Origin of the sequence: Haloarcula sp. H-GB4 (genome assembly GCF_030848575.1) — an archaeon.
Lineage (GTDB): Archaea > Halobacteriota > Halobacteria > Halobacteriales > Haloarculaceae > Haloarcula.
The window spans coordinates 978,623-989,372 of sequence record NZ_JAVDDX010000002.1 but is presented as its reverse complement, the minus strand read 5'-3'; the positions used below and the strand labels follow the sequence as shown (position 1 = coordinate 989,372).

The following is a 10,750-nucleotide window of genomic DNA, read 5'->3' as shown; positions in this document are numbered from 1 at the left end:
TTAGTTATTGCTCGGTTACTGCGAGTATGCCGTTGCTTTTCGGTGCTATCACAACGGGAACGCTTTGTCGCAACTATCCATCTACTCATAGCCGGGGGGTTCAATGTCACTCTCAGGTTATGTCGCGGTTTCATTCCGTTTTCACGACGCATATACGATACTCGGCTCAATCCATGGCCTGTATCACACGCGGGGAGTCAAGCGACTCGACGGCCTCAACGATGGCGGTGTCGAGATTGTGGTCGCCCCAGTCCCGTTTCCGGGGGATGTATGCGCGGTAGGTCGCGACGTCGTCGAACAGTTCCCGGAACGTCGCTCGCTCCTGTTTGACGACCGCATCGAGGGCGGCGACCATCGAACCGTCATCAACGAGTGAATCGTAGGCGTGGAAGTATTCCCTGAGTCGTCCATCCCATTCGAAGTTACAGATAGACGATGTGGCCGACATCGCGGTGTCGGTCGAGATGCCTTCCACAGTGATTGTGTCAGCGTTTGGTGCGGCCTGGAGGAACACGACGTTGTCGACCGTCGATTGCTCAACGTGCTCCGAACGGGGATACAGGTCTGAGATATTCGTGAAATCCCGGCTGTCGTCGCCGAGAAACGTCTCGTTCAGGAAGTTGAGTACCGTTTCCGGGAACGAACCGGCTCTATCGACTCGTTCGTCGATAAACCCGTGGAGTTCACTGCGTAGTCGGTCCCGCTCTGTGTCGTGCTGTCGTTTTATTTCGGGGAACGACTCGATATTGAACGGCTGGAGGTTCACACCGAGCGGGTAGCCGACAGCCGTGCCGTCCGCGCCGACCCAGAGCCGGTCATCGGAGAGGAAGTCCGCACCCTCGCGCAACAGCGACAGCAACGTGTTGGTCTTGCCGGCTCCGCGCCAGGCCGGGAATAGCGTCGTCTGGCCGTTGAGTCGTACGCCTGACGCGTGTATCAGTGCCTGCTGTCGCGCAGCCCGCTGCTGTCGGATACGGAACTCGACCGGATAGATGGAGTAAAACGGCTCAAAACCGCGTGTCACTCGAATGTGTTGCCAGCCCGGCGTGACCGCGATGAAGTCCGCCCCGTTTCGGATGACGAACTCATCGCCAGTCCAAGCGTAATGGTCGTCGGGGTCACCGAGAACGACCTCCGCGTGGACCTCGTCTGTCGTCTCCTCAATGACGATGTCGGGGTCGTTCGCGGGCGTGTCGGTCTCGAACTGATCGTACATCTTCCGATACTGCCGGCTCGTCCGCCCACCGTCCCCGAGAACAGTCACGACAACGTCGCCAAAGAAGTCATACGAGCGTTGGTTCATAGCCACCTCGATAGATGCTGGCCCGGCGTCGGACCGAGATAGACAATCATCTGACTCATCGTGCTCGTCTGTACGCGACTACTGCATATTGTTATATATACGACAAGATGCCATGGTTCACTTCTAATGAATAATTAGTGCTTGAAAGTCGCACATATGTTCTGGGACAAAGCATGATGGCAAACGCCGGTGTCCTGCTGTCACGCGGTGGATTTTCGGGTAAGGCTGGGTTATGAACGGTTTAGCCGCTTAAAAGAACTGAAACAGGTCGTCCCGCTGGGCCTCATGGAGGTGGTGTCGGACGGTCTCGTTCAGCGGCTCGGTGGTGCCGCGCTTTGCGCTGATCGGTGCGATAGTTTCCTGCCACTGCTGCCACGGCGGGTGCAATCCGAGCCGATCACAGAGTTCATTCAACCGCTCATCCTTCTCGTCGACCTTGTCCATCTTGTTGACGGCGACGACCGGTTCGACGCCAACCTCCCGGAGGAAATGGAACATCTCCACGTCGTGTGGAATCTCGTCGGGGCCGGAGTGGCGGTCGATGATGTCGATGACCGACTTGCCGTCCACGACGAGAATACCGACGAGAATATGCTCGGCATTTCGCTCGACGTACTGAACCACGTCGGTCTTGATTTCCTCACGGACATCTTCGGGGACGCCTTTCATGTACCCGAAGCCGGGGAGGTCACTGATAACGAAGTCGGCGCTGGCCCAGTCGAAGTGGTTTGGCGAACGCGTGACGCCGGGCCGCTGGCCCGTGTCGAACGTGTGGCCCGTTATCTCGCGCATCAACGTCGATTTCCCGACGTTTGACCGACCAATGAGCACCACCTCGGCGTCCCGGTCTGGTCGTGATTCGAACATACCCCGTATACTCCGCCAGCGGGGAAAAGCGCGTCCGTTTTGCAGAGACCGACAGTGTCCGGATTCACGACCGCGTTTCCCGCTTGCTCTGTACCTGCGACCCACCGACTAGCCGCCTTTTTATTGTCGGCGGTCCCAGCCGGAGCCGTGCGGCTGGTACAGCTACTGATTCCGACCGGGAAGCGCGATGCCGTCTTGGGCGTGCTGACCGAGGAGGGCATCGACTACGTGCTTACCGACGAGACGAGCGGTCGGGAGTTCACCGCTGTCGTCACCTTCCCAGTCCCGACCAACGCGCTTGAACCAGTCCTCGAAGAGCTGCGGGATGTCGGTATCAGCGACGACGGCTATACTGTCATCGTGGACGCGAACACTGTCATCTCTAGCCAGTTCGAGGAGCTAGAGGAGACGTACGCTGAGGAGGAAGACGAGGACCGTATCGCCCGGGAAGAGCTCACATCGAAAGCGAAGGACCTCGCCCCCTCACTGTCGAACTACGCGCTCATGACCATCATCAGCGCGATTATCGCGACTGCCGGGCTCCTGCTCGATTCCCCGGCTGTCGTCGTCGGTTCGATGGTGATCGCGCCGCTCATCGGGCCGGCGATGACTGCCAACGTCGGGACCGTCGTCGACGACAACGAGATGTTCGCCCGTGGCGTCAAACTCCAGGCTATCGGGCTCGGACTTGCCGTCGCAAGCGCGACTGCCTTCGCCCTGCTCGTCCGGTACGCCAACGTCATTCCGCCGCTCGCCGACGTGACCTCGGTCGGCCAGATACGCGAGCGGGTCGCGCCCGACTTCCTCTCGCTTATCGTCGCACTCGGTGCTGGTGCGGCCGGCGTTGTCAGCCTCACCAGCGGCGTCTCGACGGCACTCGTCGGCGTCATGATTGCCGTCGCACTCATCCCGCCGGCGGCTACGGTCGGCATCGGCATAGCCTGGGGCCAGCCGCTCGTCAGTCTCGGGTCTGCCGTGCTTTTGCTGGTGAACGTCCTCTCGATCAACCTCGCAGTGCTCGTCGGACTCTGGTATCAGGGCTACCGCCCGGAACACTGGTTTCAGGAGAGCAACGCGCGGTCGGCGACCGTCAAACGCATCGGCGTTCTCGCCGTCTCGATACTCGTCCTGTCGGCGTTTCTGGGCGGCGTGACGCTGGACTCCTACCAGCGAGCGACGACGGAGTCGGACATCCGCGAGGGCATTGAGGGGAGCGTCGACCCGCCGGCGAGTGTCCTGTCGGTCGAAGTCGAGTCGACGAACACTGCCATTTTCCAGCGGCCGCGCCGCGTCGTTGTCACCGTCGGTCTGCCGCCGGATGCGGAGCAACCACTGCTTGCCGACCAGATCGATATCGCGGCTGACGACGCGGCCGGTCGAGACGTTGCGACGGAAGTTCACTATGTCACTGTTGAACGGAACGGCTGACGCTCAAAACCGACTTTGAGCGTTCGACGACATAAATACCACTGGGTGTGTCGGAGATGATATGGTATCACGACCACTCGCAATCGCTGGTGTGCTGACATTGCTCGTCGCCGGTGGCGTTGGATTCGCACTCGCGGATACTGGAACCGTCGCACCGTCAACGAATTCGACCGTGAGCGTCAACGCCGATGCGACCGTCGAACGCGCGCCCGACCGTGCAACTGTCACCGTCGCCGCCGTGGGCCGCGGTGAGACCGCCGAAGCGGCGCGCAACAACCTCAGCGGCGACGCTGACGCCATCACGTCGGCGCTGGAAGCCGAGGGCGCAGACGTGACCTCCTCTCGGTTCCAGATCCGCCCCGAGTACGAGGAGAGTCGAGAGGGTCGCGAACAGGTGGGCTACGTGGCGATCCACACCGTCGAGGCCGAAACGAGCAACGTTTCGACTGCCGGGACACTCATCGATGCCGCAGTCGACGCCGGCGCGGATCGTGTCGAGGGCGTGCGCTACTCACTGAGCGAGGAGACGCGACAGGACGCCCGTGAAGAAGCCCTGACGACCGCTATGGACAACGCTCGGACGGACGCCGAAGTCGTCGCCGCTGCGGAGGATCGATCCGTCGGTGACGCTGTCACGGTCCAGACCAGCGACCACGGCCGCCCCGTCGTGTACGCGGAAGCGATGGCTGCCAGTGATGCCGGCGGACGCACGAACATCCAGCCCGGCGATGTCACTGTCGACGCCTCCGTTAGTGTCACGTACGAACTAGAATAAGCCGTTCTTACTCACCACTGCGGCTTCTGCTTGGCCGTTTTTACACGTCATCTTCCGATGACGACAGCCTCGCGACGGCAACCGTACCCTCGTGGGTCGCTGCGCTCCCCGCTCGGCGTTTTCGAGACGCCTCCCGATGGTCGGCGTCTCGCTACTCGTCAAACGGCAGTTCGAGTTCGTAGTCCACCGCGTCGATAGCGGCCTGCAACACGCCGTCGACGTTGTCGTCTTCGGTGACGCTCATGTAGTGGTCGGCCTCCACGTCCGTCGAGAGGTCGCTCTTGTTTGCGATGGTCAGCACCGGCACGTCGAAGCGCGCTTCGATGGCGTTTCGCAGTTCCAGCTGGTCCGCGAGCGGATAGCCACACTCGCCACTCGGGTCGATGAATACAAGGACTGCGTCGGCGAGGTGTTCAAGCGCGCTCACAGCCTGTGACTCGATCTCGTTGCGGTCCTCCGGTGGCCGGTCGAGCAGGCCGGGTGTGTCGACGAGCTGGTAGCGGATGCGCTGGTCCTCGAAGTGACCGACGCGGATCTGCGTCGTGGTAAACGGATACGAAGCGATCTCGTTGTCGGCCCGCGTAACGCGGTTGACGAACGACGACTTGCCGACGTTGGGGTAGCCGGCGACGACGATAGCTGGCTCGTCCGGGCGGATGTCGGGGATGTCTTTGAGGGCGTTGTGTGCGGTCGAGACGGCGGCGAGGTCGTCTTCGACTTCCTCGACGACGTCGGCGATACGGGCGAAGGCCTGCTTGCGGAGCTTCCGGGCGGTGTCGATATCGCCGCGGGCGACGCGGCTCTCGTACTCCTGGCGGATCTCGACGACCTTGTCGGCGGCCCACGAGATCTCCGAAAGGTGCTGTTTCAGCGCGTCGATACCGGGGTCGTCGTCCGCGGGGTAGGCCTCGCCGACAACGGCGTCGGCGAGTTCGACGTAGAAGGGGTCGAGGTCGTCAATCGTCGGCCACGCGGTCACCACGTTCTCCATGTTGTCGGAGGCGATGTTCGACGCCGTCATCAGCATCGACTGCTGGGCTTCGTTCCCGTCCTTGGCCCCGCCGGCGCGTGACGCCCGCGAGAAGGCTTTGTCCACGAGCTCCTCGGCAGTGGGCGTCGTCGGCAGACCCTCGAAGGGATGGCTCATAGGTTCCGTTGACGGCCGGAGCGTAAAAGCGCGTTCAATCGCGCCCCAAACTGTTGCGAGTCATGTTTTTGAGCGTCCCGGACACAGTTTCGGTATGGCACAGATTGACGCCGGCGAGATTCTGCCCAACGACCACGTCCAGCAGATGGCCGCTGAGGGGCGGGTCACTCAGATGCACCGTGGTCACCAGTACGCTGATGAGGGCGACACGTTCGATATCGACGGCACCGAGTTTGAGGTGACAGACGTAACACACCGGACGCTTGGCGACATGACTGACGAGGACGCACAGCGAGAGGGGTCAGAGGACCTCGCTGCGTACAAGAACCGAATGAAGAAAGTCCACGGCAGCTTCGAGTGGGACGACGACAGCGATGTCGTCCGCCACCGGTTTGCGCCCGTCGACGAGTAGCGCCCCGAAAGCTAAGCGCCCTATTCTTCCGACACCACGTCGACACCAGTAAACTCGAAGCATGCGCCGCCGGTGTCACTTTCAGTGAGGGTGACTGTCCAGCCATGCGCAGCGGCGATCTGTGAGACAATTGAGAGCCCGAATCCGGTCCCGTCAGTCGTCGTCGAGTAGCCGCTTTCGAACACCGTCTCCCGGTCGGCTTCGGGGATGCCCGGGCCGTCATCCGAGACGGTGAATCCACCTGGAATCGCACTCATCGTTATTGTCACGCCCGGACCGTCGTAGTCGCTGGCACCGCCAGACTGCATCTGCTCGTCCGTGGCGCTGTGCTCGATGGCGTTTCGGATAAGGTTTTCAAGCAACTGCTTGAGCCGCGTTGCGTCTGCCTGTATCTTGCGGTCGGTGTCGACCACCAGCGCCGCGTCGCCGGTATCGACGACCTCCCAGCAGTCCTCGACTGCCGTTCCCAGTGCTATCGTTTCCATCTCGGTGATGCTGTCGCCGGTCCGGGCCAGCAACAGCAGGTCGTCTATCAACGCCTGCATCCGCTCGAGTGCCTGCTCTATCGCAGTGATGTTGTCGTCGTCACATTCCTCTTTCAATGCACCCAGCCGACCGATAGCGACGTTCAATGGGTTTCGAAGGTCGTGGCTGACGACTGTCGCGAACTGTTCCAGACGGTCGTTTTGCGTCGACAGTTCCTGCTCACGGTCACGGAGCTGTTTATCACGCTCGACGGCGGCAAGGGCCGCTTCCATGTTCGCCGCGAGAACCCGTCCAGCGACGATGTCTGCTTCGTCGAAGGCGTCGATGGTGGTTGATGCGGCGATTAGAATGCCGTACTCGCCCAGTGGCAGAAACAGTTCACTGCGTATCGGTGTCTCGGGGTTCTGCACGTCTGCTTCCAGCCGCACGTCGGGAACCGCAGTCGCCTCGCCACGTTCGTACACCCGCCAGGCGATGCTGTCGCCCGACTCGAACGTCGGGAGATCACCGACCAACTCCCGGGCCGATGCGGTCGCAGCGACGGGCTCTAACTGTCCGTCATCATTGACGAGGTGGACGGCGTTCACGTCGAGTCCAATGATCTCTGCGGCGGCGTTGACGCCGATACCGGCGACTTCGTTGTGGACTTCGGCGGCCATCAACTGCCGGGTGGCCTCGTGTAGCGCTTCGAGTCGCTGCTCGCGCTTGTCTGTATCGCTCCGGTCGCTGATGACGGACACTGTGCCGTCGTTGCCGTCCCAGGTCACGTCACACGCTGTGATGCTGGCCTGAACGCTGTTGCCGGCTAGCGTCCGTATCATCCGTCTGACCTGGCCGGCCGTTTGGTCGTCTTCGACGACGCTTTCGACGGTCTCGACTCCGCCGTCCGCCGTTGGCTCGACGAGTTCAGTCAGCGCTCGGTCGCGGAGTTCGTCGCTGTCGGCGGCACCGAACAGATCAACTGCCGCCGGGTTCGCGTACACGACGCTGTCGGCGACGCTGACGAGGACCGCATCGCTCGTCGCGTCGAGAATCCGTTTCGTCCGTGCCTGTGCGGCGTTGGCTGTTGCTTTGGCTCTGACTCGCTCAACTGCGCTTCGGACTCGCTTCGCGAGCACGGCGTACTGCTGGGTCCCGTGCGCTTTTTGAATGTAATCGGTGACACCGGCCGAGACTGCCTCGCTCGCGAGCGCCTCGCTCCCTTGGCTTGTAAACAGCAGAAACGGCATGTCCGGGTCTCTGGCGCGGACCGTTTCTAGAAACTCCAGTCCGTCGGTACCGGGCATATCGTAGTCGCTGACGATGCAGTCCACGTCGTGCTCGTCCAGATACGACAGTCCGTCTGTAGCGCTCATGACCCCGGTGGCGTTGACCGCCTCGTCGCTGCGTTCGAGATGTGTCGCGATGAGGTCGGCGTACGACGGTTCGTCATCGACACAGAGGACTGTAACACCCGACGCCACATGGCCCATACACCCTGATATGCACCGTGTTAGTGTCAATCTGTCGTACGCTGAACCTGACGAGAGGTGGTCTTACCGTCGCTTGGCCAGTTCCGTCCGCAAATCGTCGACGTCCATCTCCTTCATCGACAACAGGACGAGCAGATGATAGACGATGTCGGCTGACTCGTGGGCCAGTTCCTCGGTGTCGTCGTCTTTGGCCGCCAGAATCAGTTCCGTGGTCTCTTCGCCGAGCTTCTCCAGCACGGCGTTTTCGCCCTTCTCGTGGGTGAACAGCGACGCCGTATAGGAGTCTTCGGGAAGGTTCGCCTTGCGGTCCTCGATGACAGCGAACAGTTCGTCGATAACGTCGTCGGTGTCGTCGTTCATAGCCGCCGTTCGGTTAGCGGGGCCTTCAGGCCGTCGCTACGACTCCACGGAGTCGAAAAAGGCCAGATCGTGGATGCGTGGGTCCTCGGTCAGTTCGGGATGGAATGACGTGCCGACGACCGGCCCGTCACGGACCGCGACCGGGCGGTCGTCCCACGTCGCCAGCACTTCAATGTCCTCGCCCACGTAGTCGATGACCGGTGCACGGATGAACACTGCCGGGAACGACTCACCGAGCCCGGTCACGTCAAGTGGGGCCTCGAAGCTGTCCTTCTGTCGGCCGAAGGCGTTGCGTTCGACGGAGACATCGATGACGTTCAGCGTGTCGACGCGGTCGTCCTGTGCGTCGGTCGCGCTGACGATGAGCCCAGCACACGTCGCCAGCACCGGCTTGCCGGCCTCGACGTGGGACTCGATCTCTTCTGCGATACCTTCCCGGTGGATAAGCCGCGAAATCGTGGTCGATTCCCCGCCTGGTAGCAACAGGACATCGCAGTCCGGGACCAGCCCTGCCTCGCGTATCTCGACGACCTCCGCAGTCCGGTCGTGGGCCGCTGCTGCCCGCTCGATTGCGTCCCCGTGTTCAGAGACATCGCCCTGAACCGCGAGTACACCCGCGCGTAGCGTCATACACCCCTGTTTGTGGCCCCGTGCGAAAAGCTTCTCGTCTCCTGCAAGTGTCCGTCTCGGCGGGGCTGCCCTGACTGTGCCCAGTATCGTCCATACCGCCGCCCAGGGCTCGCTCAGGTATAGCCGAACCAAACGGTTAGGTGAGACGGGATGCAGACGTGAGACATGGGAAAGCGACGGCAGGACCCGGTCGAGGCAAACGCTGACGGGTCTGCTGATCTCTACGAGATATCGACTTGGGAGCCCCGGTCGACACTGGACCGGTTCGCCCACTGGCTCTACCACATCGGAATACGGATGCTGCGGTATCTGGTCATCCTTGCGGCCGTTCTGATCCTCCTCCTGCAGCTCGCGTTCGGGAGCCTCGGCGCACTCAGCGACCAGCCACTGTTTGCCGGGATGGCGATTCTCTCCGCCGTGCCGGCGCTCGGACTCGCGGCCTACATCTACTACGCCGACGTGACTACGCCGGAGCCGCTGACACTGCTCGTGGGGACGTTCCTGCTGGGCGTGCTGTTTGCCGGCTTTGCCGGTATTCTCAACGGCCGCTTGGGCGATCCGGTGCAGGCAATCGGCTCCGGGTTCGGTCTGGTCCCGTTTCTCGGCCAGGTGTTTGTTTTCTTCCTCATCGTTGGCCCTGTCGAAGAGACAGTGAAGCAACTCGCGGTGCGTCTGTACGCCTTCCGCGATGACCGCTTCGATACCGTTGTCGACGGCGCGGTGTACGGTGCTGCCGCGGGTCTTGGCTTTGCGACCATTGAAAACGCGTTGTATATCACCCAAAACGCCGAGATGGCTACCGGGACAGTTGAGTTACTCGCCGCCAGCAGCGACATCACTGCGGTCAGAGCGCTCGCGGGGCCGGGCCACGTCATCTACTCGGCCTTCGCCGGCTACTACCTCGGTCTGGCCAAATTCAATCCGGACGACGCCGGCCCGATTGTCCTGAAAGGGTTGCTCATCGCCTCTGTCATCCACGCCGTCTACAACACGCTGGCCGGCCCAGTTACGGCTATTGCGGCCACGATATACAATGTTGACTTCCTCGTGGCGTTCTTCGGCTTCGTCATCGTGTACGACTCGTTCTTCGGGCTTCTGTTGCTGAAGAAGATTCGCGCCTATCGGCAGGCGTACAATCGTGCACATGAAGACCCTGACGAGACCGATATTCGTCCGGAACAGACCGAGTTCGACCCTTAAGCAAGCTGTTCGACGTACTTCGCAACCACGTCGACCTCTAAGTGTACCGGATCGCCGACCGACTTCTCCGACAGCGTCGTCTCAGCGTACGTCGTTGGGATGATCGCCACGTCGAACGCCTCGGAGCGGCGGTCGGCGACGGTGAGACTGATGCCGTCGACCGTTATCGACCCTTTCTGGACCAGATAGTCCCGATGGGCCTCGGGCAGGGAGAACGTGAACGTCCAGTCGTCGCCTTCCTGCTCGATACCGACGATTTCGGCTGTCGTATCGACGTGGCCTTGCACGATGTGGCCGTCGAACCGGCCGTCGGCGGGCATCGCCCGCTCAAGATTCACCTGGTCACCACCGTCGAGATCATCGAAGAACGTCCGGGCGAGGGTTTCCTGGGCGAGAAACACCTCGAACCACTCGCCGTCGGCCGCCTTCTCGACGGTGAGACAGACGCCGCTGACGCTGATCGACTGACCGTGGTCGAGTCCCTCGAACGGCGCGCCGATCCGCATCCGACGCCCGCCCTCGTCGTCAATAACCGCCTGCACCTCGCCGGTCGTCTCGACGATTCCGGTGAACATATGCCAGATACGGCGCGGCTGGCGGAAAGCACTTCGCTTCCCGGAGACGTAATATAGACTCGGAATCGAGTAATTATTTGCACCACTCTTGCAGA

11 protein-coding genes are annotated in these 10,750 nt (G+C 61.7%); 4 read left to right on the top strand and 7 right to left on the bottom strand.

Annotated elements, in window-relative coordinates; all coding sequences use genetic code 11:
* Positions 1–166 precede the first annotated feature (166 nt).
* Both RBH20_RS13660 and engB read right to left on the bottom strand, forming a co-directional pair.
* Positions 167–1,303, bottom strand: a complete 1,137-nt coding sequence (locus tag RBH20_RS13660; protein WP_306709497.1) for a hypothetical protein — start codon at positions 1,301–1,303, stop codon at positions 167–169.
* 249 nt (positions 1,304–1,552) lie between these two features.
* Positions 1,553–2,170, bottom strand: coding sequence for a GTP-binding protein EngB (gene engB / locus RBH20_RS13655; RefSeq protein WP_306709495.1), 618 nt, complete (start codon positions 2,168–2,170; stop codon positions 1,553–1,555).
* Positions 2,171–2,317: 147 nt separating this feature from the next.
* Here engB and RBH20_RS13650 point away from each other — a divergent pair, with 147 nt between their 5' ends.
* Together RBH20_RS13650 and RBH20_RS13645 are read left to right on the top strand one after the other, a co-directional pair.
* Positions 2,318–3,598 (top strand): TIGR00341 family protein, encoded by a 1,281-nt coding sequence (locus tag RBH20_RS13650; RefSeq protein WP_306709493.1) that lies wholly within the window; start codon positions 2,318–2,320, stop codon positions 3,596–3,598.
* Between the two features lie 61 nt (positions 3,599–3,659).
* Positions 3,660–4,373: an SIMPL domain-containing protein gene (locus RBH20_RS13645; protein WP_306709492.1), complete on the top strand. Its 714-nt coding sequence runs from the start codon at positions 3,660–3,662 to the stop codon at positions 4,371–4,373.
* Positions 4,374–4,524: 151 nt separating this feature from the next.
* On the opposite strand, the gene RBH20_RS13640 is transcribed toward RBH20_RS13645, so the two are convergent.
* Positions 4,525–5,520: a GTPase gene (locus RBH20_RS13640; RefSeq protein ID WP_005537191.1), complete on the bottom strand. Its 996-nt coding sequence runs from the start codon at positions 5,518–5,520 to the stop codon at positions 4,525–4,527.
* Positions 5,521–5,614: 94 nt separating this feature from the next.
* Between RBH20_RS13640 and RBH20_RS13635 the strand changes: the two genes are divergently transcribed.
* Positions 5,615–5,932, top strand: a complete 318-nt coding sequence (locus RBH20_RS13635; RefSeq protein WP_306709489.1) for an ASCH domain-containing protein — start codon at positions 5,615–5,617, stop codon at positions 5,930–5,932.
* A 20-nt stretch (positions 5,933–5,952) separates the two neighbouring features.
* Here RBH20_RS13635 and RBH20_RS13630 read toward each other — a convergent pair whose 3' ends face one another.
* The 3 genes from RBH20_RS13630 to pdxT all read right to left on the bottom strand — a co-directional run bounded on the left by RBH20_RS13630 (position 5,953) and on the right by pdxT (position 8,880).
* Complete coding sequence (locus RBH20_RS13630; protein WP_306709487.1) at positions 5,953–7,890, bottom strand: response regulator; 1,938 nt, start codon at positions 7,888–7,890, stop codon at positions 5,953–5,955.
* 63 nt (positions 7,891–7,953) lie between these two features.
* A complete protein-coding gene (gene hisE / locus RBH20_RS13625; protein ID WP_306709485.1) occupies positions 7,954–8,250 on the bottom strand; it encodes a phosphoribosyl-ATP diphosphatase in 297 nt (98 codons plus the stop codon).
* 36 nt (positions 8,251–8,286) lie between these two features.
* Positions 8,287–8,880 (bottom strand): pyridoxal 5'-phosphate synthase glutaminase subunit PdxT, encoded by a 594-nt coding sequence (gene pdxT, locus RBH20_RS13620; RefSeq protein ID WP_306709482.1) that lies wholly within the window; start codon positions 8,878–8,880, stop codon positions 8,287–8,289.
* A 165-nt stretch (positions 8,881–9,045) separates the two neighbouring features.
* On the opposite strand from pdxT, the gene RBH20_RS13615 reads away from it, so the two are divergent.
* Positions 9,046–10,080 (top strand): PrsW family intramembrane metalloprotease, encoded by a 1,035-nt coding sequence (locus RBH20_RS13615; protein ID WP_306709480.1) that lies wholly within the window; start codon positions 9,046–9,048, stop codon positions 10,078–10,080.
* Here the strand turns inward: RBH20_RS13615 and RBH20_RS13610 are convergent.
* Positions 10,077–10,655, bottom strand: coding sequence for a riboflavin synthase (locus RBH20_RS13610; protein WP_306709478.1), 579 nt, complete (start codon positions 10,653–10,655; stop codon positions 10,077–10,079). The two genes, RBH20_RS13615 and RBH20_RS13610, sit on opposite strands and share 4 nt — an antisense overlap.
* Positions 10,656–10,750: the final 95 nt, after the last annotated feature.